The 26,538-nt window shown below is 70.9% G+C and carries 20 protein-coding genes and 1 pseudogene; 14 read left to right on the top strand and 7 right to left on the bottom strand.

Features of this window, described 5'->3' with window-relative positions:
* Positions 1–81 precede the first annotated feature (81 nt).
* Complete coding sequence (locus D4740_RS01615) at positions 82–1,440, top strand: class II 3-deoxy-7-phosphoheptulonate synthase (RefSeq protein WP_119835168.1); 1,359 nt, start codon at positions 82–84, stop codon at positions 1,438–1,440.
* Positions 1,441–1,532: 92 nt separating this feature from the next.
* Here D4740_RS01615 and pknB read toward each other — a convergent pair.
* Positions 1,533–3,149, bottom strand: a pseudogene (pknB, locus tag D4740_RS01610) (Stk1 family PASTA domain-containing Ser/Thr kinase); the annotation flags it as partial.
* A gap of 32 nt (positions 3,150–3,181) precedes the next feature.
* Complete coding sequence (locus D4740_RS01605) at positions 3,182–4,333, bottom strand: polyprenyl synthetase family protein (RefSeq protein WP_119835166.1); 1,152 nt, start codon at positions 4,331–4,333, stop codon at positions 3,182–3,184.
* A 220-nt stretch (positions 4,334–4,553) separates the two neighbouring features.
* Between D4740_RS01605 and D4740_RS13090 the strand changes: the two genes are divergently transcribed.
* The 3 genes from D4740_RS13090 (at position 4,554) to D4740_RS13415 (ending at position 8,645) form a co-directional block, all read left to right on the top strand.
* A complete protein-coding gene (locus tag D4740_RS13090; protein WP_119835165.1) occupies positions 4,554–6,227 on the top strand; it encodes an RNA polymerase sigma factor in 1,674 nt (557 codons plus the stop codon).
* Positions 6,228–6,405: 178 nt separating this feature from the next.
* On the top strand, positions 6,406–7,233 hold the full coding sequence (locus D4740_RS01595; protein WP_119835164.1) for a GAD-like domain-containing protein: 828 nt from the start codon (positions 6,406–6,408) through the stop codon (positions 7,231–7,233).
* A gap of 131 nt (positions 7,234–7,364) precedes the next feature.
* Entirely contained in the window at positions 7,365–8,645 is a 1,281-nt protein-coding gene (locus tag D4740_RS13415) for a polymorphic toxin type 15 domain-containing protein (RefSeq protein ID WP_182911302.1), read from the top strand.
* Positions 8,646–8,913: 268 nt separating this feature from the next.
* On the opposite strand, the gene D4740_RS01585 is transcribed toward D4740_RS13415, so the two are convergent.
* Positions 8,914–9,180, bottom strand: a complete 267-nt coding sequence (locus D4740_RS01585) for a hypothetical protein (RefSeq protein WP_182911301.1) — start codon at positions 9,178–9,180, stop codon at positions 8,914–8,916.
* 263 nt (positions 9,181–9,443) lie between these two features.
* On the opposite strand from D4740_RS01585, the gene D4740_RS01580 reads away from it, so the two are divergent.
* Positions 9,444–11,837, top strand: a complete 2,394-nt coding sequence (locus D4740_RS01580) for a type IIA DNA topoisomerase subunit B (RefSeq protein WP_396027211.1) — start codon at positions 9,444–9,446, stop codon at positions 11,835–11,837.
* A gap of 219 nt (positions 11,838–12,056) precedes the next feature.
* Entirely contained in the window at positions 12,057–13,121 is a 1,065-nt protein-coding gene (locus D4740_RS01575; protein ID WP_119835161.1) for a GNAT family N-acetyltransferase, read from the top strand.
* A 113-nt stretch (positions 13,122–13,234) separates the two neighbouring features.
* Here D4740_RS01575 and D4740_RS01570 read toward each other — a convergent pair whose 3' ends face one another.
* Positions 13,235–15,766 carry a DNA topoisomerase (ATP-hydrolyzing) subunit A gene (locus D4740_RS01570; protein WP_119835160.1) on the bottom strand — a complete coding sequence of 844 codons (2,532 nt, stop codon included), beginning with the start codon at positions 15,764–15,766 and terminating at the stop codon, positions 13,235–13,237.
* Between the two features lie 99 nt (positions 15,767–15,865).
* Between D4740_RS01570 and D4740_RS01565 the strand changes: the two genes are divergently transcribed.
* Positions 15,866–16,465, top strand: a complete 600-nt coding sequence (locus D4740_RS01565) for a DUF5998 family protein (protein ID WP_119835159.1) — start codon at positions 15,866–15,868, stop codon at positions 16,463–16,465.
* Between the two features lie 101 nt (positions 16,466–16,566).
* Positions 16,567–17,835, top strand: a complete 1,269-nt coding sequence (locus D4740_RS01560) for an alkaline phosphatase family protein (RefSeq protein WP_182911313.1) — start codon at positions 16,567–16,569, stop codon at positions 17,833–17,835.
* 53 nt (positions 17,836–17,888) lie between these two features.
* Here the strand turns inward: D4740_RS01560 and sepH are convergent, their stop codons facing one another.
* Positions 17,889–19,217, bottom strand: coding sequence for a septation protein SepH (gene sepH / locus D4740_RS01555; protein ID WP_119835158.1), 1,329 nt, complete (start codon positions 19,215–19,217; stop codon positions 17,889–17,891).
* 388 nt (positions 19,218–19,605) lie between these two features.
* Here sepH and D4740_RS01550 point away from each other — a divergent pair, with 388 nt between their 5' ends.
* The 5 genes from D4740_RS01550 to D4740_RS01530 all read left to right on the top strand — a co-directional run bounded on the left by D4740_RS01550 (position 19,606) and on the right by D4740_RS01530 (position 22,868).
* The gene (locus D4740_RS01550) at positions 19,606–19,911 is read left to right on the top strand and encodes a DUF4193 domain-containing protein (protein ID WP_119835157.1); all 306 of its coding nucleotides are present in this window, start codon (positions 19,606–19,608) and stop codon (positions 19,909–19,911) included.
* 19 nt (positions 19,912–19,930) lie between these two features.
* The gene (locus D4740_RS01545) at positions 19,931–20,527 is read left to right on the top strand and encodes a hypothetical protein (protein ID WP_147392813.1); all 597 of its coding nucleotides are present in this window, start codon (positions 19,931–19,933) and stop codon (positions 20,525–20,527) included.
* Positions 20,528–20,797: 270 nt separating this feature from the next.
* Positions 20,798–21,574 carry a DUF3710 domain-containing protein gene (locus D4740_RS01540; RefSeq protein ID WP_119835155.1) on the top strand — a complete coding sequence of 259 codons (777 nt, stop codon included), beginning with the start codon at positions 20,798–20,800 and terminating at the stop codon, positions 21,572–21,574.
* A 13-nt stretch (positions 21,575–21,587) separates the two neighbouring features.
* Complete coding sequence (locus tag D4740_RS01535) at positions 21,588–22,016, top strand: OB-fold nucleic acid binding domain-containing protein (RefSeq protein WP_119835154.1); 429 nt, start codon at positions 21,588–21,590, stop codon at positions 22,014–22,016.
* Positions 22,017–22,094: 78 nt separating this feature from the next.
* Entirely contained in the window at positions 22,095–22,868 is a 774-nt protein-coding gene (locus D4740_RS01530; protein ID WP_119835153.1) for a DUF3159 domain-containing protein, read from the top strand.
* A 32-nt stretch (positions 22,869–22,900) separates the two neighbouring features.
* Here the strand turns inward: D4740_RS01530 and D4740_RS01525 are convergent, their stop codons facing one another.
* Positions 22,901–23,617 carry a TrkA family potassium uptake protein gene (locus D4740_RS01525; RefSeq protein ID WP_119835152.1) on the bottom strand — a complete coding sequence of 239 codons (717 nt, stop codon included), beginning with the start codon at positions 23,615–23,617 and terminating at the stop codon, positions 22,901–22,903.
* Complete coding sequence (locus D4740_RS01520; protein WP_119835151.1) at positions 23,617–24,288, bottom strand: TrkA family potassium uptake protein; 672 nt, start codon at positions 24,286–24,288, stop codon at positions 23,617–23,619. Before D4740_RS01520 ends, D4740_RS01525 begins: the two co-directional genes overlap by 1 nt.
* A gap of 48 nt (positions 24,289–24,336) precedes the next feature.
* Here D4740_RS01520 and D4740_RS01510 point away from each other — a divergent pair, with 48 nt between their 5' ends.
* On the top strand, positions 24,337–26,481 hold the full coding sequence (locus D4740_RS01510) for a DNA-binding protein (protein ID WP_182911300.1): 2,145 nt from the start codon (positions 24,337–24,339) through the stop codon (positions 26,479–26,481).
* Positions 26,482–26,538: the final 57 nt, after the last annotated feature.

Below are 26,538 nucleotides of genomic sequence, written 5' to 3'. Positions count from 1 at the left end.
CGGCACCCGGTCGGCAGCGTGCCTGCGCGGCCGGGTGTCCCGCCAGGTGGCCGTGATGTGGACAGCCCAGTCGGCTCACCTATGCTGGCCACCGTGATGAACGACCTCGACGCGCCCCGTGGCCACGGCTCCGCCTGGCGGGGTCGGCCTGCCTTCCAGCAGCCTGTCTACCCGGACGCGGCGGCCCTGGAGGCCGTGGGTGCTGACCTGCGCTCGCGTCCGCCGCTGGTCTTTGCGGGGGAGGTGGACGCCCTGCGCTCCCAGATGGCAGCCGCGGCGGACGGGCGTGCCTTCGTGCTCATGGGGGGTGACTGCGCGGAGTCCTTTGCCGACACCTCGGCCACCTCTATCCGTCTCAAGGTCCAGACGATCCTCCAGATGGCGGCTGTGCTCACCTACGCGGCCTCCACCCCCGTGGTCAAGATCGGCCGTATGGCCGGGCAGTACGCCAAGCCCCGCAGCGCGGACACCGAGACCCGTGAGGGCGTGACCCTGCCCTCCTACCGGGGAGACTCGGTCAACGACCACGCCTTCACTCCCGAGGCCCGCACCCCTGACCCGGCCCGTATGCTCGAGGCCTACCTGCGGGCGGGTACCACGCTCAACCTCGTCAGGGCCTTCACGATGGGCGGCTACGCCGACCTGCGTGAGGTCCACCTGTGGAACCGGGGGTTCACCGCCAACCCCGCCTACAAGCGGTTCGAGTCCTTCGCCGAGGAGATCGACCGGGCCATGAGGTTCATGGAGGCGGCGGGCGTGGACTTCGAGGCCCTGCGCCAGGTGGACTTCTACTCCGCCCACGAGGCCCTGCTCCTAGAGTACGAGGACGCCATGATCAGGCAGGACTCGCGTACCGGTCGGCTCTACGGCACCTCGGCCCACATGCTGTGGGTCGGGGAGCGTACCCGTGGTCCGCACGACGCCCACGTGGCCCTCCTGGAGGGGGTGCGCAACCCGGTGGGGGTCAAGCTCGGTCCCACCACGACCCCCGAGGAGGTGTCCTCCCTCATGGACCATCTCAACCCCGAGGGTGAGCCGGGACGCCTGAGCCTCATTACCCGTATGGGTGCCGACCGCATCCGTGAGGTGCTGCCGGTCCTGGTTGAGGCCGTGCGCCGTGACGGGCGCCCGGTGACCTGGATCACCGACCCGATGCACGGCAACACCATAACCTCGGACAACGGCTACAAGACCCGCCGCTTCGACACGATCATGGACGAGGTCCGGGGCTTCTTCGAGGTGCACCGCGCCCTGGGGACCGTGCCCGGCGGCATCCACGTCGAGCTGACCGGTGACGACGTCACCGAGTGCCTGGGAGGCGGGGAGCACATTGACGAGCAGCGGCTGGCGGAGCGCTATGAGACCCTGGTGGACCCACGGCTGAACCACCAGCAGTCCCTGGAGATGGCCTTCGAGGTCGCCGAGATGCTCCAGGTGTAGCCGGGAGCATCGCGAGGCTGGGCTGCGGGCGGGCGCAGCAGCCGGTGAAGGATCTGGTTCACAGCCTGTCTGGTGACGAGGGCTGGCTAGAGCACGGTGACGGTGACTGTACTGCCCACCGTGACGCTGGTGCCAGCCGCAGGCTCGACGGAGCGCACCGTGTCCAGGAGGCCGCCCAGGACACGGCTGACCTCCACGCTCAGGCCCGCCTCCTCCAGCGCGGCCGTGGCCTCCTCCTCGCTCATACCCACCACGTCGGGCACGTCAACCCGCTGCCTGCCTCGGGAGACGACGGCCGTCACCGCCCGGTCCCGGGTCACGCGCTCTCCCGCCCCCGGTGCGGAGGAGATCACCAGGCCCGCAGCCACCGTGTCGGAGTAGGCGCGTGCGGGGGTCGCCCAGACCAGGCCCTGGCCCTCGACTGCTGAGCGGGCGTCCTGCTGCGTCATCCCCACGATGTCGGGGACCGTGATGCGCCGTCCTGGCCCAGCGCTCCTGTACCAGGCGGCGTAGCCTCCTGCCGCCAGCACCAGCACGCCGACCCCGGAAAGTAGCGCCCGTCGGCCGTAGCGTCGCCCGGCCGCCTCCTGTGGAGGCCCCTGCGAGGGCACAGGAACGGTCTGCTGGGCACGGTCTCCTGTGAGGAGGGACCTGCGGGGGAGCTGGCGGGTGCCGGTACCGGCGGGCTCGGGGCCGATGGATCCGATCGGCAGGGACACGGTACGCATGCCTGCGCTGGGAGTGTCCCGCTCCTGGTCAGGCTCGGGGGTCTCTGCCATGGCTGAGCGTGCCGCGCGCGCGTTGGCAGCCATGACCTCCTGGGTCCGCTCTGAGCCGGTGCCTCCGCCGCGACGCACAGCCAGGTCGGAGTCGGTGAGCTCTCCCGCTACGTGGCGCAGCAGCGTCAGGGCGGCGTCAGCGTCGCCAGGCCGTTGGAGAGGGTCTCGCTGGGTCATGGTCCGTACCAGCTCGTCGACGTCGGTCGGCATCTGCGGGACCGTCGTGGAAGGCAGGGGGACGTCTTCGTGGACGTTGCGGAAGGCGACCTGGATAGGGGAGTCGGCGTGGAAGGGCAGGGTCCCGGTCAGGAGCTCGTAGAGGACGACTCCGACGGAGAACACGTCGGCGCGAGCGGTTGAGGCACCGGAGGTGATCAGCTCGGGTGCCAGGTAGGCGACAGTGCCCAGGACGTTACCGGTCGTGGTCTGTGCCACCTCGGTGACGGCCCGAGCCAGTCCGAAGTCCGCGACCTTGGCGACAGCCCCGTCCGCAGGCAGGAGGACGTTCTCGGGCTTGATGTCGCGGTGGACCAGGCCTGCCCGGTGGGCGGCCCCCAGCGGGCGCAGTACCTGTGCCACTAGCCCCAGCGCCTCCCCGACGGACAGCGGGCCGACGGCAATGAGGTCCCGCAGGCTCGGGCCCTCGACGTACTCCATGACTAGGTAGGCCACGCCGTCCAGGCTGCCCTGGTCGTAGACGGCTACCACCCCCGGGTTGGACAGGCGCGCAGCCGCGCGAGCCTCACGGCGGAAGCGTGCGACGAACTCGGGGGAGTCCGCCAGGTGGGCGTGCATGAGCTTGAGGGCGACGTCGCGGTCCAGACGCCGGTCCTGTGCCCGGTAGACCGTGGCCATGCCGCCACGGGCGACCTGGGCAACGACCTCGTAGCGAGAGTCGACCAGGCGACCGATGAGGGGATCCTTGACCACGGCGTGATTCTAGGATGATCTCGGAGCCGGGGTCAGGTACTGCGCTCAGTGAGGACCAGGGCCATGGTCTCGAGGTCCTCCAGACAGGCAGAGTTAAGGCCCTCCTGAGCACGCAGGCGTTCCAGCGCCTGGTAGCCGGCCTGCCGGTGGGCCTGGATCTGCTTCTCGTGGGCTGCCCGGGCACCGCAGTCCTCAATGACCTGGGCGGCGCGGGAGACCTCGGCCTCACCGGCCGCACGGTTGGCCAGGACCTGCTCCAGGACGCGTCTGCCCGCCTCGTCGGTGCGCCCCCAGGCCAGAGCCAGCATCACCGTGCGCTTGCCCTCACGCAGGTCGTCCCCGGCGGGCTTGCCTGTCAGTGCTGGGTCACCGTAGACACCTAGGTCGTCGTCGCGCAGCTGGAAGGCGATGCCGATCTCCTCGCCAAAGTCCCGCAGGTGGTCCAGGAGGGCGGAGCCGGGCCGTGCCCCAGCCAGGAGCGCTCCGATGACAAGGGGGTGCTGTACGGAGTAGCGGGCCGACTTGTGCCGGACCACCGCCAGGGCGCTGGCGTGCATCCTGGCCGAGGCTCGCAGAGGGTCCTCCTGCCGGGGCAGGGGCAGGGCCTGGGAGCGCACGTCCAGGAACTGGCCCAGGGCGACCTCGGTCGTCATGGCGTCGAAGGCCGCGCGGGCCTGCTCCCCCGCAGCCGTGCCCGCCAGCGGGGTGGCCGTGGCGCGTCCCATCTCTTCCCCGGCTAGCGACAGCAGGAGGTCTCCCAGGAGGATTGCCGCGCTGGTACCAAAGTCCTCCGCCTCACCCAGCCAGCGGCTGGCTGTGTGGGTGCGGGCGAACACTCTGTGGGAGGCAGGCTGGCCTCGCCGCCTGGGTGCCGCGTCCATGACGTCGTCGTGGACCAGCGCGCTGGCCTGGTAGAGCTCCAGCGCAGCGGCCAGGTGGATGGCCTGGGGGCTGGTCAGTGCCTGGGGCCGGAGGGTGTGCGGTGCCAGGAGGGCGGTGCCGACGGCCCCTAGGACGGCCCGCATGCGCTTGCCGCCGCCAAGAGCCTGGGACGCCGCGTCGAGCATGTGCTCCCCGGCGTCTCCTAGGTCGTCCCACCGGTAGCAGCAGTCGGCCAGCAGCTGGTTGAGCCGGGACTCCACGGCCTCGCGTATGACGGTCAGCGGCTCGGGAAGGTCAGGCATGGGCACAGGGTAGCCGGATCGGGGGCGCGGGGGAGGTGCTCAGGTGCCTGGAGGCCAGCCGCCTCGGGCGGGAGCAGGACGGGGTACGGGTGCCCCCACGCGGCGTCCTAGGGAATAAACGCTACAATCTGTCAGTTGCTTGTTCGTAGCGACAGTTGGGCATCAGTTGACGGCTGTAGCCCACTGCCCGCCGTAAGCCCGCTCACGCGAAAGGAGCCCTGTGGCTTCCACACTGACGCGTACCCGCGTCGCGCTCACCGACGACGTCAACGAGACCGTTGATGACTTCGACCTTGACGACGAGGCAGAGGAGGACCTGGACGAGGTCCTAGACAACGACTCCGAGGACTCCGAGGATCCTGACGACTCCGACGACGACCTTGCGGACGACCCGGTGGGCGCCGGGGAGGGCTTCGAGGACGCTGAGGGCACGGAGGACGCGGCCTCCGCGGAGGATGGCCACGACGACCGGGAGGAGCCGCGTCCCGAGCTGCGGGACTACTACCTTGACGTCACCCTCGAGACCGATGGTGACGGCTCCAAGCGCAGCCCTTTCAACACTCCTGCCTCGCTCAAGGGGGTGAGGCTAGCCCCTGGGGCCACGCTGTTCATCCGTTCCCGGACCGTGGTCGAGGACCTGGAGATCGCTGGCCACGGCACCATTGAGCAGCCCATCACGCTGGCTCCTTACGGGCACGGTCCCGTGCCGCGATTCGTCGTGGACGGCTCTGAGCCCATGGTCGCGCGCGAGTTCCTTGCCCTCAACGGCTACATCTTCAAGGGGTGGGTCATCAAGGGCATCAAGATGCAGCCCTCCATCGCCGCCCTGACCGGGGAGCTGGAGCGGATGCGTCGTGAGGAGGCGGAGAAGGCCGCCGCCAAGAAGGCTGGTCGGCGCTCCCGCGGGGACAAGGACGGCTCCTTCACCGTGTCAGACAGTGACGAGGCGGACGAGCCCGCCCAGCGTGTCGTGACAGCAGGCGCTACGGCGGACCCGGTCAAGGACTACCTCAAGCAGATCGGCAAGGTAGCTCTGCTCAACGCCGAGCAGGAGGTTGAGCTGGCCAAGCGCATTGAGGCGGGTCTGTACGCCGAGTACCGTCTCAGCGAGGAGGGCAATGACCTTCCCGCCAGGTTGCGCCGTGAGCTGCACTGGGTGGCTCAGGACGGCCAGCGGGCCAAGAACCATCTCCTGGAGGCCAACCTGCGTCTGGTGGTGTCGCTGGCCAAGCGCTACACCGGGCGCGGCATGCTGTTCCTGGATCTCATCCAGGAGGGTAACCTGGGGCTGATCCGTGCCGTGGAGAAGTTTGACTACACCAAGGGCTTTAAGTTCTCTACCTATGCCACCTGGTGGATCCGTCAGGCCATCACCCGGGCTATGGCGGACCAGGCTCGCACCATCCGCATCCCGGTCCACATGGTGGAGGTCATCAACAAGCTGGCCCGGGTCCAGCGCCAGATGCTGCAGGACCTGGGCCGTGAGCCCACGCCGGAGGAGCTGGCCGTGGAGCTGGACATGACCCCGGAGAAGGTAGTCGAGGTCCAGAAGTACGGTCGTGAGCCGATTTCCCTGCACACCCCCCTGGGGGAGGACGGTGACAGCGAGTTCGGTGACCTCATTGAGGACTCCGAGGCCGTGGTCCCTGCCGACGCGGTGAGCTTCACTCTCCTGCAGGAGCAGCTCCACGCCGTCCTGGACACCTTGTCGGAGAGGGAGGCGGGCGTGGTCTCCATGCGCTTCGGCCTCACCGACGGCCAGCCCAAGACCCTTGACGAGATCGGTAAGGTCTACGGGGTAACCCGGGAGCGCATCAGGCAGATAGAGTCCAAGACCATGTCCAAGCTGCGCCACCCTTCACGCAGCCAGGTGCTGAGGGACTACCTGGACTAGGCGAGGTGACGCACCGGCCGCAGCCCGGGGGCGGACGGTCCTCTGGCTGTCTTCTTCAGGACAGGGTACTGCACTGAAGTTGGTTGACGAGTTCCGGACCGCTTGTCACGAAAATAGGTGAAAACTGGCTTCCTGAAACGCCTGCGCTGCCTCCGTGGTCTGGGTTACGGTTGGGTTTATGCGGATGAGCAAGGAGGAGTGGCACCAGGCGTGGCTGCACGCGACCCCTGAGTGGGTGGACGCGAACATGGACGACCTGGTGGAGGAGGGGTACGCGCCGATGGGTGTGGGCCACCCGGTGACCCAGGAGCACCTGGGCTACTTCGGTGGGGTGCTGCCCGCGTCGGTGCTGCACCTGTGGCGCCGGTTCGGGTTCGAGGGCTTCGGGCAGGGGCGGTGGTGGTTCACCGACCCCTTCCTGTGGGCGCCGGTGGTGGACGCCTGGCTGGAGGGCACCCCTGTGCCGTTCCCCAGCCAGCGGTGGTGGTGCCTGGCCCGCTCGGCGATGGGTGACATGGAGCTGTGGGGGGAGGTCTCCGGACCAGCACTGACCCTCACCCCCGCCCTGGGACGCGTCTACCCCCACTCCGGCAACGCGGCCAAGATGCCGGACCCGGTAAGGCGTGAGCGCATGGGGGCCACCACCCTGGTCTCGGCGTCGGAGGACCTGGACGACGACGACACCGGGGTGCTGGTGGCCGACTGGGCTATCGAGCACCTGGGGGTGCTGGGGGCGGGGCAGGTCTACGGGCTGACCCCGGCCTACTGCTTCACCGGGAGGGTCAGCACCAGCCAGGTGGGTGTCGAGGACGCGGTCGCGCACCTCACCTTTCTGGCCCAGGCCCAGGACCACGTCCTGGGCCCCGACTTCTCCTCCGCAGCCGCGCAGGCAGCCGCCAGCATCGCCGCAGACGGCCCGGGCACCGGTGACGGGACAGGCGGCGGCCCGGGCGGGGATGGTGGCCCCGGTGACGAGGGGACGGGCGGGCCGGGGGCGGGGTCGTGATGCCCGGGCGCTGGCGGGACCGGCCCCGCTGGCTCAGGCGCGGGCGCGGGCGCCCACCCGCCCCCGCCGCTGGTCCCGCAGGCAGCGGTGGTGGTCAGGCCCCCGGCCACGGCGGCGGGAGCACCGCCCTGGTGGCCTCTGACATGTTCACCCCCGGGCGGGCCGGTGGGAGGGAGGTCCTGGTGTGGGAGGGATCTGCTGCGGCGCCTGCCAGCCCGCTGGCCTGGCACTCGCGGGTCCCGGTGGAGGTGTTCTTCCACACCGGCCACCACGACTCCACCCAGGCGCTGGCCTCCGAGTTCACCCGCCAGCTCGACCGCCAGCTCTCGGCCCTGTCCCTGCTGTCGGCGGAGCGCCTGCTGGAGGGCATCCGCGCCTACCGCACCCAGGGCCGCCACCCCACCTCCACCAGCACCCGCAAGGACAAAAAACTCTTCATGAAGGAGGTCGTGCGCGAGCTGGTGGACGACTACCAGTTCTCCCGGGAGGACGCGCGGGCCGCGACGCGGGAGGTGGACCGGGCGCTGGTGGTGCTCCACGAGTCCGACCAGGTCACCTACGGCCCCTCCCAGCCCGCCACCACCGCCGAGGGGTGGCCCTCCCTGGGCCACGGGGCGGTCAACTCCTCTATCGGGGGCCAGAACAAGCCCATGGCCGCAGTCCTGGAGCAGGCCGCCCTGGCCGTCCCGGCCGACCGGAGGCCGCGTGTGCGCCTGCTGGTGCGCGCGGTGCTGACAGGCTCCCCCACCCTGGCCCAGGACCTGCGACACGGGCGCACCCACCTGGAGCCCCGCACCCAGGCCCAGAGGGACGCCACCAGCCCCCGGGGGCCGCCGTGGACCCCCACCCACCTCGCCTCCACCATCGCCACCGGCCACACCCCCTGGCACCCACCACCACCCCGGGCCCCGCAGCCGGGACCAGACCAGCCCGGGGCCGAGCCCCACCAGCCGGGCCAGCCCGCCACCACCCGGCCAGGCCCCACCCGCGTCGGCGCCGCTACGGCTGGGCCGCCCCAGACGGGCCAGCCGCCCCAGGCGGACAGGCCGGGCCAGCCGCCCCGGCCCCTGACCCGCGAGGAGGTCCTGGCCAGGATCACCGCAGCCACCCAACAGGCCGCCCAGGACCGGCCCGGAACACCCACCGGGACCGCCCGCACCACCCGCCTGCGCGAGGCCTCCTTCCCCCACCCGCCCACCACCGCCGCACGAACACCACCACCACAGGCCCAGCCCCAGACAGGCCCCACCACAGACAGACCGTCCCGAGCGGGCCAGCCGGGCCACAAGATCACCCCCGAGGAGGTCCTGGCCGACATCAAGGCCCGAGCCGCCCGAATGACCCAGGAGCCCCCCACCCCACGCCAGACCCCCACCAGAAAGCACCGACGCAACCGAGGCCTAGGCCGCTAAAACCCACCAACCCCACACACCCGCACCCACGCAGCCGCTCCTTCAGAGGTAACCCGTCTGCCGCCCCGGCCTGCCCGGAGCCTGACGGTCTGCCCAAGCCTTCCCCGGGACGGTGTGCGAGGCTCGGGTACGGGAGGGGAGCGCCGGGGCGTCGCTGCACGCACCCGAAGGTCGGAGAGTGGAAAACGGAAACCGGAAGAGCAGTGATCCCCCCGGCCTCCGGGGCCGGGGGGATCACGGACGTCAGTGCTGGACTGGGCTGGGTCAGTCAGTCCTGGGACAGGAGGCGGTCGGACTCATCCTGGACGAACAGGGCGCTGGCCTGCAGGGCGTCCGCGTGGGCGCGGCCGTGGTGGGCGCAGAAGAGGAGCTCTCCGGAGGCGAGGACCACCCGGACGTAGGCCTGGGCACCACAGGCGTCGCAGCGGTCAGCAGTCGTGAGGGGACGCCGGGCCTGGTCTGTGGAGGTGGTGCTGGCAGGGGCCGCCGCGGTCGCCTCGGTCGCGGCGGCGGTGGTCGTGCTCATTGCGTTCATGACCCCAATGACATCACGTCCAGCCAGGCGGATCCTACCCGGGAGGCCTCCTTCCGCCCCGGGCGCAGCACCTGTGCCCACGGCGAACGGTGGGAATCCGCGCGGTGGTCGAGCTCCTGCATCAGGCTCACCCTGCGGGTCGGCGCCCGGCAGAGGCGTACCTGCTGCGACTGCCCTGGCCCGGTCCTGGCGGCGCGGAGGCGTTCTACCTCCCTGTGGTGGGGCAGAACGCCTGTTCGACCCTGATCCGCTATGGTTCGCCCGTGCCCGCATCCAAGACCGCAACCAGCCGTACAGACAAGCCTGCCACCACGTCAGGCAGGTCTGAGCAGCCTGCTCAGACCTCCTACTCCGCCCGTCACCTCTCTGTCCTGGAGGGGCTGGAGGCTGTGCGCAAGCGCCCCGGCATGTACATCGGCTCCACCGACCAGCGCGGCCTCATGCACTGCGTCTGGGAGATCCTGGACAACGCCGTTGACGAGGCCCTGGAGGGCCACGGGGACGACATCACCCTGGCCGTCCACGACGACGGGTCGATCGAGGTGCGTGACAACGGCCGCGGCGTTCCAGTGGACGTCGAGCCCTCCTCTGGGCTGACAGGGGTGGAGCTGGTCTACACCAAGCTGCACGCGGGAGGGAAGTTCGGCGGGGGCTCCTACGGTGCCGCAGGCGGCCTCCACGGGGTGGGCGCCTCCGTGGTCAACGCCCTGGCGGCCCGCATGGACGTGGAGGTGGACCGGGGTGGCCAGACTTATGCCATGAGCTTCCGCCGGGGTGAGCCGGGGGTCTTCGACGACTCCGCCGGGCGCAGCCCGGAGTCTCCCTTCACCGGCTTTACCCAGGCCTCGCAGCTGCGTGTGGTCGGCAAGGTGAGGGCGGGTGTGACCGGCACCCGGGTCCGCTACTGGGCTGACCCTCAGATCTTCCCCAGGCCGACTGAGTTCGACGCCGGAGCGCTGCGAGCCCGGCTGCGCCAGACCAGCTTCCTGGTCCCCGGGCTCACCCTGCGCCTGGAGGACCACCGTCCCCAGGAGGAGGCGATGGCCGCCTCCTCCACGCCGGCGGCGGACGCTGGCGCCACCGACGACGCCGTCCACGAGCCCTCCCTGCGGGTAGCCACGACAGGCACACAAAGGAATGCTGCCAGTGTCGCGGATGCCGTGAAGGGCGTCAGGGTGGGTGATGGTGACCTGTTCTCCGCCAGCGGGCAGATTCACAGGGGCGGTAACGACACTACCCGTGGCAGCATCTCTGCCAGCAGCCCAGACACCGCCGAGGTCTTCCACGCCCGGGGCGGGACTGCTGACTTCGTGGACTTCCTGGCCTCCGACGGCTCCGTGACGGACACCTTCCGCCTGACGGGCCAGGGCACCTACACCGAGACCGTACAGCAGCTGGACGCGGGCGGTCACCTGCGCCCCGTCGAGGTCGAGCGGACCTGCCTCGTGGACGTGGCCCTGCGCTGGGGGGTCGGTTACGACACCACGGAGCGCTCCTTCGTCAACATCATCGCCACCCCGATGGGAGGCACGCACCTCAGCGGGTTCGAGCAGGCCCTGACCCGGGTGCTGCGCAAGCGCATCGAGGCGGACTCCCGGGCACTGAAGCTTACCTCCCGTGACGGGCGGGTCGAGAAGGACGACATCCTGGCGGGCCTGACCGCCGTGGTGACCGTGCGCGTACCCGAGCCCCAGTTCGAGGGCCAGACTAAGGAGGTGCTGGGCACGGCTCCCGTACGCCAGATCGTGGCCAGGGTGGTGGACACCGAGCTGACGGCCCTACTGACCTCCTCCAAGAGGGACCTCAAGGCCCAGGCCCGCTCCCTGGAGGAGAAGATCGTCGGGGAGATGCGCGCCCGGGTATCGGCGCGCCTCCACAAGGAGATCACCCGGCGCAAGACGGCCCTGGAGACCTCCTCCCTGCCCGCCAAGCTGGCTGACTGCCGCAGCGACGACGTGGCGGCTTCTGAGCTGTTCATCGTCGAGGGTGACTCCGCCCTGGGAACAGCCAAGAACGCCCGTAACTCCGAGTTCCAGGCGCTGCTGCCGATCCGTGGGAAGATCCTCAACGTCCAGAAGGCCTCCCAGGCGGATATGCTGCGCAACGCCGAGTGCTCGGCCATCATCCAGGTGGTTGGGGCCGGATCCGGGCGGACCTTTGACATCGGCGCCTCGCGCTACGGCAAGGTCATCCTCATGACTGACGCCGACGTGGACGGCGCGCATATCCGCACCCTCCTGCTGACCCTCTTCTTCCGCTACATGCGCCCCATGATCGAGGCCGGGCGGGTCTTCGCCGCCGTCCCGCCCCTGCACCGTATCGAGGTGGCAGGCAGGGGGCGGCGTAAGAAGGAGGTCATCTACACCTACTCCGACGAGGAGCTGGTGACCACCCTCCAACGCCTGGAGCGCTCGGGGCGCAGCGTCAAGGAGCCCCAGCGCTACAAGGGCCTGGGGGAGATGGATGCCCACCAGCTGGCCGAGACCACGATGGAGCCCGAGCACCGCACCCTGCGGCGCATCACCCTGGCTGACGAGGCGGAGGTTGTCCGGGCGGAGTCCGTCTTCGAGCTCCTTATGGGCAGCTCGGTGGAGCCGCGCCGGGACTTTATTGTCCAGGGCGCCAGGGACGTGGACCGGGGGCGCATCGACGCCTGAGAACCTCTAGCAGGCCTCGGACAGGCGGTGGCAGCGACCAGACTGGTGACGACGCGTGGCGCGCTGAGTAGGTCGACGGGCTGGTACAGGCCGCAGGTAGGGAGGCCGTACTCGCCGTCCGACGGACCTGAGGTAGGCTTTGCCCCGGTCCTGCCCTGCCAGCCTTGATAGCCCCGGACACCTCCGACAGGTCCGGCCCTACCCGAAGGAGGGCGTCTTATGGCTCCAGTCTATGGTTCCCCTCGTGGCGGGGGCTGGTCCCCGTGGGCCATGCTGCGTCCCGGACCCCGGTCCTCGCTGTCGCGCCAGCTGTCGTGGATGCCGCTGAGCCCTGAGGACAACACCGAGCTCGCCGCTCTCATCTCCCGCGCAGAGACGGTGGACGACCCCCCCTACCGGACCACCGCCCAGGAGACCGCCGAGTACTTCATCGATCCCACCTACTCCGGTGTCGCAGGCCGCGACGAGGAGGGGGTCATGCGTGCCTTCGGGCTGGTACGTCTGCGCCCTGCTGGGGAGATCTACGCCTCCATGACCGGGGTCGTGGACCCGAGCAGGCGTGGGCAGGGGATCGGGCGCTCGCTGCTGCACTGGCAGGCTGAGCGGGCGCGCCACCTCGTAGGGGCCGAGCGGGCGGTCTCGCTGGCCGACTCCGCCGGTCCCAGGGCGCGGCACCAGCCTGCCCACGTGGTCACCACGGTCCTGGAGGGTGACGAGCGGATGCAGGAGCACCTGAGGCACATGGGCTTCGAGCCCCGCCGCTGGTACCGCGAGGTACGTCGCTCCCTGGCCCTGGACATCCCGGTGGTCCAGCTGGACGGCTTCCTGCGGGTCGAGCCGTGGACGCCCGAGATTGACGACGCTGTACGCCGGGCGCACAACCAGGCCATAGGAGAGGGCTGGGGCTCGCGGAGCCTGACCCCCGAGGAGTGGGCGCAGGGAGACGCCTACTTCGCGCCCCGCTGGAGCTTTGTCGCCATGGACCGCTCCGGCGACCGTGCCCGGGTGGCCGGCTACCTTCGCTCCAGCCGCTACGAGCAGGACTGGGAGGCTCTGGGCTGGACAGAGGGCTACACCGACATGCTGGGTGTGCTGCGTGACTACCGCAGCCGACGCGTGGGCTCGGCACTGCTGTGTGCCGCCATGCAGGCCTACGCGGTTGACGGCATGGAGTACGCGGCCGCAGGCGTGGACACGGACAACCCCTCAGGAGCGGTTGACCTGTACGAGTCCCTGGGCTACGAGCCCACGCGCGGGACAGTCCTCTACGTCCTGGACGTGTAGAGGCGGCTGGCACGTCAGACCTGGGCCGTGTGCTGGCGTGCCGCGGGGCGGGTAGGGGCTCCAGCCAGGCACACAGGCGCACTCCGCAGGGTCATCAGCCGGGTACCCGCAGCTCAGCCGACTCCGGTGACTGGCGAGTCTGGCTGGGTCCCCGAGCCGTCCCGGCGCTCGTCAGGCTCCGGCAGAGGGGTCGGTCTGCCGCCAGAGCGCACTGCCCTGACGGGGGCCACGCCGACCCACGCCAGCACCAGCTCATGCTCTCCGTGGAGGAAGCGGTGCGTGCGCACACCCGCCGTGGCACGTCCCTTGGCCGGGTAGCGGTCCAGGGGAGTGACCTTGACGCTGCCTCCGCCGGTGCCGGGCAGTGTCTGCCCGGCACCGGCGACGGTCACCACCACGGCCTCGGCAACCAGCTCCTCAGGGACGGCTCCGCCAAAGACCACCCGGGCTCCGGGGCGCAGGGAGATGCCTGCCATCCCGGCGGCGCCCCGACCCTGGGGCCGGACCCTGGCGGCCTGGAAGCGCAGCAGCTGGGCGTCGGAGGAGACCAGGGCGAGGAAGTCGGAGTCGGCGGCAGTGGTTGCGCACACCACCCGGTCCCCCTCGGACAGGGAGATGACCCCCCAGGTCTGGCCGTTGCGGGGCTCGTCCCCGGGACGTACCCGCTTGACCACGCCCTGGGCCGTCACGAGGACCACGGGGTCGGTCTGGGCGGGGCCTACGGGGACCAGCCCGACCACCTTCTCCCCGGAGGCGGTGTCTACCAGCTGGTGCACCGGTGCGCAGCCGGCCAGGGAGGGTGCCTCCCCGGTCCGCTCGACCTCTGGCACGGAGACCACGTCCATGAGGACGAGGCGCCCGGTGTCCGTCACGGCACCGACCGTGCCGCGCGTCGTGGCTGGGACCTGGGAGGTCAGGGCGTCGTGCGGGCGACGGGCACCGGTGCGGGCTACCGGCTCAGGGCCGCTGGTGCGCGCGACCAGGCCTGTGGCGGACAGGAGCACCTGACAGGGTACGTCGGGGACAGTCAGGGGTACCTGCGTGCTACCGGCCGTGAGTGCCACCGCCTGGTGCCGGGGGGCTGAGCCTGGTCCTCCCCCCGCCTCTGCCCTGTCCGAGACCTGGGCGGCCCCCACGACGTCCTCGCCGGAGGACTCCAGCAGCACGGTGCGCCGTGGCGTGCCGAACTCCTCGGCCACGGCGGCCAGCTCGCGGGAGACCACGTCGCGCAGCAGGGCCTCGTCAGCCAGCACCGCCTCCAGTCTGCCGATCTCCCGGGCCAGCTCCTCCTTCTCCTTCTCCAGCTCGATAACGGAGTACCTGGTGAGCCGACGCAGCTGGAGCTCCAGGATGTAGGCCGCCTGAACCTCGGTGAGGTCAAAGACCTGCTGGAGCCTGGTGCGTGCGGCCTCGGCGTCCTGGGAGGAGCGGATGACGGCAATGACCTCGTCGATGTCCAGGATGGCGATGAGCAGGCCGTCAACCAGGTGCGCCCGCTCACGGCGCCGTTCCAGTCGGAACCGGGTGCGGCGGGTGACGACCTCGGTGCGGTGGCGCAGGAACACCTCCAGGAGCCCGCGCAGCCCCAGAGTGCGCGGCTGCCCCTCAACCAGGCACACGTTGTTGATCCCGAAGGAGTCCTCCAGCGGGGTGTGCCTGTAGAGCTGGGCGAGCACGGCCTCCGGGTTGTAGCCGTTCTTGACCCCCACGACCAGGCGGGTGCCGTTCTTGCGGTCGGTCAGGTCATTGACGTCGGTGACGCCCTGGAGCTTCTTGGAGGCCACGGCGTCCTTGATACGGGCGATGACCTTCTCCGGGCCCACCAGGTAGGGCAGCTCGGTGAAGACGATGCCCTTGCGGCGTGGCCCGATGGACTCGATGTGGGCGGTTGCACGGGTAAGGAACTTCCCCCGGCCTGTGCGGTAGGCCTCCCGGATGCCGTCCAGGCCGACGACCACACCCCCGGCGGGCAGGTCTGGCCCGGGCACCAGCGCCATGAGGTCCTCCAGGGTGGCCTCCGGGTGCTCCAGCAGGTGGCGGGCGGCGGCGACCACCTCCACCAGGTTGTGGGGAGGCATGTTCGTGGCCATGCCCACGGCGATTCCCGAGGCTCCGTTGACCAGGAGGTTAGGGAAGGCCGCGGGAAGGACGCCGGGCTCGGTGAGCGTGTAGTCGTAGTTGGGGGAGAAGTCGACCGTGTCCTCGTCGATGTCCGCCGTCAGCGCCAGCGCGGAGGCCGCCAGGCGGGCCTCGGTGTAGCGGGCCGCTGCGGGGCCGTCGTCCAGGGAGCCGAAGTTGCCGTGACCGTCCACCAGGGGCAGCCGCATCGTGAAGGGCTGGGCCTGGCGCACCAGGGCCTCGTAGATCGCGACGTCGCCGTGGGGGTGGAGGCGGCCCATGACGTCACCGACGACACGGGAGCACTTGACGTGAGGACGGTCCGGGCGCAGCCCCATGCGGTCCATCTGGAACAGGATCCGCCGCTGGACCGGCTTGAGGCCGTCACGGGCGTCAGGCAGGGCGCGGGCGTAGATGACGGAGTAGGCGTACTCCAGAAAGCTGGTGCGCATCTCCGTGGACAGGTCGAGCTCGACGATCTCTCCGTCGTCTGGGGGAGGGGCCTGGGTGGAGGCGGACTTCGACATAGGCGCATTGTCGCCACAGCCAGGGAAGGCTGTCACCACGACACCCGACCCGTGACCGCTCCGACGGAGGCGACGGGGCGCAGGTGGCACAATTCGGGCATGACTCCCACGCGACGACGGGCTTCCCACGACACCCACGCGGACGGCGCCCTGGCGCTGGAGGTGGAGCGCGCCGGCTACTACCCCGAGCTGGTCCTGGACACCCTGGCCCTGGCGGCTGGCGAGGAGGAGGTCACGATCAGCCTGGTCCACGCCGAGACCACGTTTGCCGACTCGGTCCACCGGCACCTCACCGTCCTGGCTCTGACCCCCAGCCGACTCATCGTCGTCCACGTCGACGACGCCCCGCGGGAGGACGGCCGCCCCGGCGCCCTGGCCACCTCTGAGGCCGTCCCGGTCAGTCGTGTCCGCTCGGTGGCCCTGACCCGGGGGGTCAGCGAGCCCGCAGCAGGGGGCGGGACCCTCACGGAGATGACGATCGCCGTCTCCTGGGGGGCGGTGCGCCGCATCGACCTGGAGCCTGTGACCTGCGGTGACCCGGACTGCCAGGCTGACCACGGGATGTCGGGAGTCCTGGCTCCTGACGACATCGCCCTGCGGATCGCCGCCGGTGTGGAGGGGGACGCTGCCCTGGCCCGCGCCGAGGCCTTTGCCCGAGCCCTGTCCCGGGCCACGGCTCAGGCTGCGGCAGGCTCGTGAGCGGCGATCCCGGGGGGAGCCGGTGCCCCCCGCGTACCCAGGACACGGCGGACACGGCACCGGGTGCAGTACCTGCGGTATCCGGCGCGCCCACCGGTGACGTGGTGCCTGGCGCTGCGACTCCCGCAGGCACGCAGCATGCGGGCCTGCGCCAGGTCCTGGCAGCCGCCGCTGTCGGTGCGGGCCTGGTGCTGGCCGACGTGGGCGACCCGGCTCTGGGCGAGGCCGTCCTGGCTCACGACCAGGCCCTCCGGTGCGCTCGTGCGTGGGGCCTGTCCGAGCCAAGGCCGACTGTCCTCGTGCTGGTGGACGGGCTGGGTGCAGAGCTCCTGGACCAGCGGCGCGGGCACGCCCCGGTCCTGCGCCAGTGGTCCGCGCTAACCGGCTCCGGCACCGGGGCGGGGCTGACGACCTGCAGGCCGACGACCACGGCAGCCGCGCTGACCACCCTAGGCACGACCGCGCTGCCGGGCACGACCGGGATGGTGGGCTACTGCGTGCTCAACCCGCTTCTGGGCGGCCGCCTGCCCGAGGGGACCGTCCCCAGTGCGGACCAGCTGCTCAGCCTCGTCTCCTGGCAGGGAAGTGCCCTGGACCCCAGGTCCTGGCAGGACGTCCCGACAGTCTTTGAGCGGCTTCGCCGTGAGCCCGGGACCGCTCCGGGCAGGACCGGCCTAGCGGCAAGCGTGGGGCCCGCCCGCTTCGTCGGCTCCGGCCTCACCGAGGCGGCGCTGCGGGGCACGACCCACTTGGGGGCAGACCGTCTTGAGGAGCGCCCCGGACAGGCGGCCAGGGCGCTGCGGTCAGGTACTCCGCTGGTGTACCTCTACGTCGGTGAGCTTGACCACACCGGGCACCACCACGGCTGGCGCAGCCACCAGTGGCTGGAGCAGCTTGAGCGTCTTGACGCCGCGCTGGCAGAGCTGCAGCGCCGGGTACCGCCTGGTACCCGGCTCCTCCTGACAGCCGACCACGGCATGGTTGATACCGATGCCGCGCACAGGCTGGACCTGGCAGATCACCCCGACCTCGCTCGCGACGTGGTGGCCGTCGCCGGGGAGCCCCGGTTCACGCACCTGCACCTGCCGCACGCTGACGGGGCACTGGCTCAGGAGGTCGCCCAGCGCTGGCGCCAGCGGCTGGGGCCTCGCGCCGCCTGGGTCGGCACCCGGCAGGAGGCCGCCGTCCACCTCGGCCCCCTGGGGCCGAGGGCCCGTGACGTCACCGGTGACGTCGTGGTTGCTATGGGGGGCACCTGGGTCCTGGTGGACTCGCGTGTCCACTCCCAGGCCGCGCTGGCGATGCGCGGCGTCCACGGCTCCCTGACAAGGGCAGAGACGACTGTCCCGCTGATGACGACAGTCACCTGAGCCAGCAGCGGTAGGCCGGTAGACAGAAGAAGTGCACGGGGGCTAGCCGGAGGCTACTCCGGCTTGGCGCCGAAGACGATCTCGTCCCAGGAGGGGACGGAGCGTCGGGAGCGTCGTCTGGACCTGGGCGCGGGGGAGGCAGCCGTCTGGGCGGCAGAGGTCTGGGGGTCCGTGGCGAGGTTGGCACGGCTGCCCGCCCGGGTGGGGGCCGTGACTTCCGGTACCGGCTCGGTGTCAGGGTCCGCGGAGTCGGCAGGCACTCCGACGGCGGGGGTCTGCGAGGTGGGGTCGCTCGGCTCAGGTGCCGGGGCGAGGCGTGATCCTGCGCTGCCGCGACGCCGACGCTCGGACATGGAGTAGACCTGTGCACGGATGCCGGAGGTCTGGGTCCCGTCCTCCGCCGCGTACCCGGACTGTGGGGCCTCGGGGGCCTGGTCGGAGAACAGGAGCGCGTCCTGCGGGTCCTCTGCAGGCACCTCGACCTCCATGCGTCGTCCCCGGTTGGAGGCAAGGTCCGCCAGCAGGGCGTCGGTGGCGTCCAGGGTCGTGGCAGCCGAGGCGGGTCCGGCCGGGGAGCCGTTGCCAGGGGAGGCGGGCTCAGGGACGTGGGACGGTCCTGGCGCAGGCTGGGTGCCCTCGCCGAAGTCGTGCCGGACAGCCTCGTCAGGGCCGACCGAGTCCTGGGACGAGGGCGTCACGGCGGCGTGGCCGGGATGCTCCGCCCCGGGCGCACCAGCCCTCCCAGGCTCCTGGCCCCAGCGGGCCGAGGCCCCGGGGGCCTGAGAGTCCTGGTCGAAGACGGCGGGACGGCGCGAGGCGGAGGCGGCCTCGGTGAGCCAGCGGGCCTCGTCGTCCAGGGCGTGGACGGATCGGGCTGCCAGGTCCAGTGACCAGCGGGCGTGCTTCTCCTCTGCGGACTGGACGAAGGTCACCATGATGAGCCACGGGTCGCGGCCCTCACGCAAGGCGTCCCACTCCAGGCTGGAGGGGTTGACCCCTCGTGTCGCCAGACGGTCCACCACCAGGTCGCCCAGCAGCGGCGAGTCCTTCTCCCAGCCGATCCGGCAGGACTGAGCCTGGGTGACCGCCCACTGCCGCTCGGCGACCACCGGTCCCTCGTAGCGGCGCACATGCGCCACGTCCATCCCGGTGGCAACGGCGACCTCGGTGGCAGTGGCTCCGGCGCGCATGAGGGCCTGGAGCTGGCGGGGGCGAACGGGGGCGTCGGCAAGGACGGGAGTCGGCTGCGGCAGGACGGCGGCACGGTCACGGCGCACGGCAGCGCGCAGGGCGTCGTCGATGACGATGCTGTAGCGCTCACCGTTGGCGTCAGTCATGACGACCGTGTCCCCGTTGGCTCCCAGCAGCTCGAGCTCGACCATGGCTAGCCCTCCTCAGCGTCGTGACGGTACCGTGGCTCATGCGGCGGCTCGTGCCTTGCTTGTGAGGCGCCTGTGCACGCCCACACGACAGTCGTTCCCAGCCTGCCACCTCGAGACTGCCCACGGCGGGAGGCTGGGCGGTGTGCCTGCTGTGAGGCGTGCGCCCGGCAGGTGTCCTCCTCCCCCTGTTTTCTCTCCCCGGTTTCACTCTCCGGTTTCCTCCTTCATTCTGACTTGACGGCAGGTCCCTCGGTGCTATGGTGCGCGTGCCCTTCCCGGACGGGGCACAGCGGCACCACACCTGCGCCGCGAGGCTGCCCGCGCTGGTGAGATCCACCTGAGGTCTGGGAGCTAGATGAGAGCCGTCGAAAGAAAGAGTGACGAGGCCATGGCGACTGACTACGACGCCCCCCGCAAAAACGAGGACGAGCCCGAGGCCGATTCCATTGAGGAGCTCACTGCGCGGCAGAAGGACCAGTCGTCTGCCGCTATTGACGAGGACGAGAACGAGGCCGCTGAGGGCTTCGAGCTGCCCGGGGCGGACCTGTCCCGTGAGGAGCTGAAGGTCCACGTGGTGCCCCAGCTTGAAGACGAGTTCACCTGCTCGGAGTGCTTCCTGGTCCACCACCGCAGCCAGCTGGCCTACGTCGACGACGCCACGGGCCTGCCGGTATGTGCTGACTGTGCCGGCTGACGGCAGCCAGCGCGTCAGCATGAGGGACTGGCCGGGTCGTGCGCCTCGGGAGCCGCTGCCGCAGGCAGTGGTCCTCCCGGGGCGGGCGGCCAAGGACCCGCGTCTGTGGGCCAGCGTGGGCACAGGCATACTGACGGCCCTGCTGGCCCTGACTTACTGGTTCGGTACGCCCAGGCCTGCTCGAGGCCCCTACGCGCAGGACCAGCACCTTGAGACCGTCATCGCGGTCCGGCCCTACCTTCTTCCCTCCGTCTCCTGGCTGGTGCTAGGGGTGACCCTGATGGGCCTGTGCGTCACCCTCGCCGTCGCCAGCTCCTGGGTGGTGGCGAGGGTGTGGTCCGTGCACGCCGCCCGTCGGCCGGGCCTTGCCCAGCCTGGCAGGATCGTTCGCCTTCTGCCCGGGCTAGGGGTGGGCATGGCGGTGTCCGCAGTGGTGGGCGCTGCCCTCCTCCTGACCTGGCTCACCACCGGTCCCCAGGTGTCCGAGGTCTCCTGCCCGGAGCGTCCGGAGGGCTCCTGCGTACGGCTGGCGTGGGGCTGGACGGACCTTGACACGATCGTGTTTGACAGGCGCGGGCTGACCATGGTTCCTGTGCGCCTGGGCGGCAGCCAGTGAGCATCCAGTGAGCATGAGGTCTCCCGCCGGGCTGACGTGCCGGGCTGACGGTGCCGTGCTGTCACGCCTGGTGGGCAGGTCATCCCGGCGAAGGTCACCTGCGCCCGCCGTCCTGGTGCTGACTGCCGACCCTCGCAGGTGCGTCAGGGCCGGCTGGTGGGGCTTGTCCTAGACTTCGCCCGGAGCCTGTCCGCAGACCTCGTCCAGGGCCACGGTCCGCATTCGGGCCGGGCGTTCCTTACCTATACTCGTCGAGCTCAGGAGATCCGCATGGGACTGTTCTCACGTCGTCGTGAAGACCGCCGTGACCACGACAGCCGTCGCGCTGGAGACGACTCGAAGGCCTCGACACGGCAGGCCTCACGCCCCTCCGGGCAGGTGGATCCCGCTGCGGCCAGGACCGCAGCGCCCGCCGAGGGCGATTCCGCCTCCTCATCCACGCAGGGGCCCTGGGACGCCGCGAACCTGCCCAAGGAGCAGGAGGAGGTCACACGGGTGGACCTGGGCGCCCTGCGCGTCCCGGCCGTGGACGGTATGCAGGTCCGGCTGGAGCAGGCTCCCGGCGGCGTGCTCACCGCCGCCGTCCTTGCCCTGGGAGGCTCCTCCCTGGAGCTGCGTGCCTTTGCCGCGCCCAAGAGTTCGGGCGTGTGGGACGAACTGCGTGCCGACATCGCCCAGAGCCTGTCCGGGGCCGGGGCCAGGTACCAGGAGGTCGAGGGTGACTACGGGACCGAGGTCCTGGCCCAGATCCCCATGCGCGCCCCTGACGGGGCCACCTCGATGGGCACGGTGCGTTTCATCGGTGTCGACGGGCCCCGCTGGTTCCTGCGGGCGGTGCTTCAGGGGCCGGCCGCCTCCAGCACCGACCCGTCCGAGGAGCTGCGTGAGGTGCTGCGCCGCACCGTCGTCGTGCGTGACGAGCAGGCGCGGCCTCCGCGTGAGGTGCTGCCGCTGCACGCCCCGGGCGCGGCTGCCGCTCCGGAGGCCGAGGAGCTGCCGGGGCTGGACCCGTTGGCTCCCGGGCCGACGGTTGCCGAGGTGCGGTAGGCGCGTCGATCATATGGGTGTCTTCAGCGCGGTGCTCAGGGCTGTGCGCGGGGCCTGGCGCCACGGCGGCGCGCGGCAGCCAGAGGAGGGGGCCTCGGGGGAGACAGCGCTCTACCCCGGCACCCAGGCTGTCGCCGAGGTCCTGGTGCGGCGCAGAGCACGGGTCTGTGGTGTGCTGCAGGCCGTGACCTACAGCCCTGCGGTGGGCAGGCCGCTGCTGATAGGGCACCTGTTCGACGGCACGGGTCGCCTGGACCTGGTGTGGCTGGGGCAGCGACGCGTCGTAGGTATCGACCCCGGTCAGTGGCTGGTGGCCGAGGGCACGGTCGCTGACGGCAGCCCTCGTCCCCGTATCTACAATCCCGCCTACGAGCTTCTCGGGACGCCCCCTGAACCGTACCGTGACTGCTATCGTGGCTGCCGAGCCGTACCAGGGCCATGAGGAACCATGGGGAAACGTAAGAAACCGTGAGGAACCGTGAGGAACAAGGCCGCGAGGACAGGAGACTGGGACGACACGATGACAACGACGACAGGTACTCCCTCCTCCGGCGGCACGCCCTCTCCCGGCTTTGTCGGTCCGGTCGGCGGTGTCCGCCCATCCTCGGGGGGCAGCGGACTGGGCGCTGTCGGTGCGGAGCGCTTTGACGCCCTGGCGGCGGTGGGCGGACTGCGGGGGATCGCCGAGTCCGCGGTGCCCACGGTCGTCTTCGTGCTGGTTTTGGCACTGCGGCCCCAGGCGCTGGTACCTGCCCTGCTCGTCTCCCTGGGCGTCAGTGCCCTGGCCCTGGTCCTGCGGCTGCTGCAGCGCCAGGGCACGACCCAGGCGGTAGGCGGGGTTGTCCTGGTCCTGGTGTCTGCGGTGTGGGCCTGGCGCAGCGGCGAGGCCTCGAACTTCTACGCCACCGGCCTGGTCATCAACGGTGTGTGGTTGGTCGTCTGCCTCGGCTCGCTCGTGGCTGGCTGGCCCCTCGTCGGTGTCGCGGTGTCCGCGGTCTCATCCTCGGTATCCTCCTCCGCGTCTACCTCTACGAGGTCCTCCCCTGCGACGGGGGTGATGGGCTGGCGGTCCGACCCGGGCCAGCGCGGGCTGCGGCACCGCTACCGGCTGGGGACCGCCGTCCTGGCTGCGATGTTCTGCCTGCGGCTGGTTGTCGAGGTTCCCCTGTACCTGGCGGGCGACTCGGCGGTGTCGGCGCTGGGAGTCGCCAGGCTCGTCCTGGGGGTGCCGCTGTTCGCCCTGACCCTGTGGCTGGTGTGGCTGCTGGTTGCTCCGGGTCGTCAGGCCTCGTAGCCGACCTCCTGCCGCGGGCTGCCGTCACGTTCTTACAGGTCCTCGGGGTCGGTCTGGTCGCGCGCGGTGCCGGGCCCGGGGTCCTGGCGGGTAAAGAGCAGGGGAATCTGGTGCAGGTCGTCCTGTCCCTCCTGGGAGGTCAGGAAGACCAGCTCGTCGCCCCCCTCGAAGCGTTCCTCGCCGCCGGGGCTGACAGGCTGGTAGCCCCGTAGGATTGCCGCCAGGACGGTGTGCGGGGGCAGGCTGATGTCCCGGACCAGCCTGCCGACCACGGGCGAGTCACCGGAGAGGGTTAGCTCGTGCATCTGGGCGCCGGACTGGTGGAAGCGGAAGACCGGAACCAGGCTGCCGATGCTGACGGCCTCCTCCACCAGCGCCGTCATGAAGCGGGGAGTGGAGACTGCCACGTCCACCCCCCAGGTCTCGTCAAAGAGCCACTCGTTCTTAGGGTTGTTGACCCGGGCCACCGTGCGGGGCACGGCGAACTCGGTCCTGGCCAGCAGGGAGATGACGAGGTTGGCCTTGTCGTCCCCCGTGGCAGCCACGACCACGTCACAGTCTGCGGCCCCTGCCCTCTCCAGGGCGTCGACGTCACAGGCGTCGGCCAGGAGCCAGTCGGCCTCAGGGGCTGAGGCGATCCGCATGGCATCCGGGGAGCGGTCGACAAGGGTGACCTGGTGGTGGTGGCTGAGAAGCTCGCGGCCGATAGAGCGTCCCACCGAGCCGGCTCCGGCGATCGTGATCCTCATCAGGGACGGTCCTCCTGTACGGGGGGGCGGGAGAGCGCGCGCTGCACCCCGGCCACGCGGTCGCTGTTCACCGCGACGTGAAGAAGATCATGCTCCTGGACGACGCTGGTGGCCTGGGGGACGAAGGCGGTGTTCCCCCGGGAGACCCAGGCGACCTTGACGCCCAGCCTGTCCTCCAGGACCGGGACGGGAGTCCCCACCCACGCCGGGGAGAGGTCGGGCTGGAGCAGGGCCACCGCCCCGGTCGGGTCCTCCAGTTCCCGTGCCGTACCCCCGGGCAGGATTCGGCGCATCATCTGCTCCGCAGTCTGACGGACCGTAGCCACGGTGGGGATGCCCAGGCGAGCGTAGACGTCAGCACGTCGGGAGTCGTAGATGCGGGCCACGACCCGCTCCACCCCGAAAGTCTCCCTGGCGACGCGGGCAGCAACGATATTGGAGTTGTCCCCGTTGGACACGGCGGCAAAGGCGTAGGCCTCGTCGATGCCGGCCTGGTTCAGCGCGTCGCGGTCAAAGCCGATCCCCTTGACCTTGCGGCCGCTGAAGTCCGAGGGAAGTCGCCGGAACGCGTCGGCAGAGCGGTCGATGACGGACACGGAGTGGCCCGTGCGGTCCAGGCGGGCTGCCAGGGTGGCCCCCACCCGTCCGCAGCCCATGATGACGAAGTGCACGAGGAGGACGGTACTCCAGTCACCAGGCGCTGGCGCAATAATGGCCCTGTGCGTGACACCGCAGATCGTGGCAGGAGGGGACGGCTCGGAGCCGGCCCCTCTGCGTGGGCCCCGGCCGGTGCGTCCTGGTCCCGGTCCTGGGCCGGTGCGGCCGCCCTGTCCGTCACGGCCTACGTCCCCGACGCCGTTCTTGCCGCTGCCGCCGCCGCCGCAGGTGCGGCAGCCTCCGGGCTGGCTACGGGAGCCGTCCTGGTGTGCGTGGTCCTCCTCCTGCTCGTGGCCGTCTCCTACCGTCAGACCGCGCGCGAGGGGCAGGGGGTCGGTGACCTCGGCTACGGGGTCGTGGCCTCCAGCCTGGGGACATGGCCGGGGCTCGTGACAGCCGCCGCCCTGCTGACGTGCCACGCCCTGGCCCTGGCCGTGTGCACGGCCACCGCCGCCTCCTACCTGGCGGTGACCGTGCCCCGTCTGGCACCTGCCACGGTGCAGGTGGCGGCGGTGGGGGCAGCGGCCCTGGGGCTTGCCGTCCTGGGGGCCGACAGGCAGGTCGGCAGGGGGCTGAGCCGCCTCGCCCGGGTATGTGTGCCCGCCTATGCCGTGGTCCTCGGTGCCGTGGTGGTGGCTGGCCTGGCCCAGGACCTCACCGGCAGCCTGGGCCGGGCCGACTCCGCTGTCCTGGAGGTCCTGCCTGAGACAGGGGGGCAGCACGGGCAGCAGGGTCTGCCGTCCCTGGCAGCACTCCTCCCGGTGATGGGGGTGCTAGTGAGCGGTTCCGCTGTCCTGACCGGGGTAGGGCCCGTCTTCGGCGGAGGTTGTCTCCGTGGTGATCGTCCTGGCAGCGGCCCTGACGGCTCCCGGCGCGGCGGGCGAGATACCGCTCAGGACACCAGGCGGGACACCGTCTCCGGCCTTGTCCTGCTGGCGACCGGAGCCGCCCTGGTGGTGGTGATCGTCTACCTAGCCGGGACGGTCGGTGCGCGGGTCGTGGAGGACCCGGCCGGGCAGCTGCTGCGTGACGATCTCCCCGTGGGGGAGGGGTACCACCAGCTGCCTGCCAGCGTGCAGGTGGCTCGTGCCGTCTTCGCCGACGCCCCCCTGGTCCCCTTCCTGGTAGTGGTGACCACTGTGGCGGTGATGCTGCTTGTCGGCGCCACGGTCCTGACCCGCCTGCCCGTGCTCGCCGCCGTGCTGGGCAGGGACCACCTGCTGCCGCACAGGATGTGCCAGCCGGGGGACCGGCGGGTCCGCCTCTGGTGCGCCGCGATGGCCTGGCTGGGAGCCGTCGTCCTCCTGGTGGTGGCCCGTGGCTCGGTTGCTCGCCTCCTCCCGCCCTACGTGCTGACGACATCGGTCTACCTGACCCTGGTCCAGGTGGGCATGATGCGTCACTGGTCGTACGGGCTGGCCCGGGCAACCGACCCCCGCGCGCGTCAGCGCATGCGGCGCTCCCGCGCGCTCAATGCTGCGGGCGCAGCGGCGACCGGAACAGTCCTGGTCGGCCTCCTGAGCACCTGGCCGACCCGGGACGCGTGGATCGTTCTGGCCGTCCTGGCGCTCCTGGCTGCCGTGTGCTTGATCATGCGCGTGACCTGGCTCTACTACCGTCGTGTCAGCGCGGAGACGTCGCTCAACGGGCTCCAGGACGTGGAGGTCCTGCCCGCCCAGGTGCGTGCGGTGGTCCTGGCCTCCCGGTTCCACCAGCTCACCGTGCGTGCCCTGACCTACGCCCGTTCCACCCACCCGGCCTCCGTCGAGGTGCTCACGGTCGACATGGGCGACGGCTCGGCTGAGCGCCTCGTGGAGACCTGGGAAGAGGCCGGTGTCGCCGTCCCGCTGACTGTCCTGGGCTCGCCGACCCTGGAGGTGGTGCCGCCCGTGGTGTCCTACATACGCTCCCTGCGTAGTGACGCCCCCCAGGACCTGGTCGTGGTGTTCCTGCCCGAGCACCTGGTGAGCCACTGGTGGGAGCGTGTGCTCCTCAGCTCGACCACCACGCGTCTGGGGGCGGCTATGAGGCGTGTCCCCGGCGTGGTCGTGGCCTCCGTCCCCTGGCGCCTGGCTACGCCTGGCCAGCCCGGACGGGGCGGCCCGGGTGGCCAGGGTGCCGCTGGGGGAGTCGAGGACGTCATGGACGCAGACGTTGCTGCCCGCCGCGCCTCCCGGAGGCGCCGGGGACAGGGCGGGCCGGGCTGAGCCCGTGACCGTGGCGGCCCTGCGTACCCTACTGACTGTCAGGAACTGCCAGGACTA

The sequence above is a fragment of the Actinomyces sp. 2119 genome, from assembly GCF_003591215.1.
In the GTDB taxonomy this organism is placed as follows: Bacteria; Actinomycetota; Actinomycetes; order Actinomycetales; family Actinomycetaceae; genus Actinomyces; species Actinomyces lilanjuaniae.
The sequence above is the reverse complement of the archived record's forward strand: the minus strand, read 5'-3'. Positions and strand labels throughout refer to the sequence as shown.

What these genes read in the sequence shown, in the direction of transcription:
- D4740_RS01595 (WP_119835164.1), top strand. Translation starts at nt 6,406, where the DNA reads ATGCGGATGAGCAAGGAGGAGTGGCACCAGGCGTGGCTGCACGCGACC.
- D4740_RS01530 (WP_119835153.1), top strand. Translation starts at nt 22,095, where the DNA reads ATGACAACGACGACAGGTACTCCCTCCTCCGGCGGCACGCCCTCTCCC.
- D4740_RS01550 (WP_119835157.1), top strand. Translation starts at nt 19,606, where the DNA reads ATGGCGACTGACTACGACGCCCCCCGCAAAAACGAGGACGAGCCCGAG.
- sepH (WP_119835158.1), bottom strand. Translation starts at nt 19,217, where the DNA reads ATGGTCGAGCTCGAGCTGCTGGGAGCCAACGGGGACACGGTCGTCATG.
- D4740_RS01615 (WP_119835168.1), top strand. Translation starts at nt 82, where the DNA reads ATGCTGGCCACCGTGATGAACGACCTCGACGCGCCCCGTGGCCACGGC.
- D4740_RS01535 (WP_119835154.1), top strand. Translation starts at nt 21,588, where the DNA reads ATGGGTGTCTTCAGCGCGGTGCTCAGGGCTGTGCGCGGGGCCTGGCGC.
- D4740_RS01605 (WP_119835166.1), bottom strand. Translation starts at nt 4,333, where the DNA reads ATGCCTGACCTTCCCGAGCCGCTGACCGTCATACGCGAGGCCGTGGAG.
- D4740_RS01565 (WP_119835159.1), top strand. Translation starts at nt 15,866, where the DNA reads ATGACTCCCACGCGACGACGGGCTTCCCACGACACCCACGCGGACGGC.
- D4740_RS01545 (WP_147392813.1), top strand. Translation starts at nt 19,931, where the DNA reads ATGAGGGACTGGCCGGGTCGTGCGCCTCGGGAGCCGCTGCCGCAGGCA.
- D4740_RS01585 (WP_182911301.1), bottom strand. Translation starts at nt 9,180, where the DNA reads ATGAACGCAATGAGCACGACCACCGCCGCCGCGACCGAGGCGACCGCG.
- D4740_RS01525 (WP_119835152.1), bottom strand. Translation starts at nt 23,617, where the DNA reads ATGAGGATCACGATCGCCGGAGCCGGCTCGGTGGGACGCTCTATCGGC.
- D4740_RS01575 (WP_119835161.1), top strand. Translation starts at nt 12,057, where the DNA reads ATGGCTCCAGTCTATGGTTCCCCTCGTGGCGGGGGCTGGTCCCCGTGG.
- D4740_RS01540 (WP_119835155.1), top strand. Translation starts at nt 20,798, where the DNA reads ATGGGACTGTTCTCACGTCGTCGTGAAGACCGCCGTGACCACGACAGC.
- D4740_RS01570 (WP_119835160.1), bottom strand. Translation starts at nt 15,766, where the DNA reads ATGTCGAAGTCCGCCTCCACCCAGGCCCCTCCCCCAGACGACGGAGAG.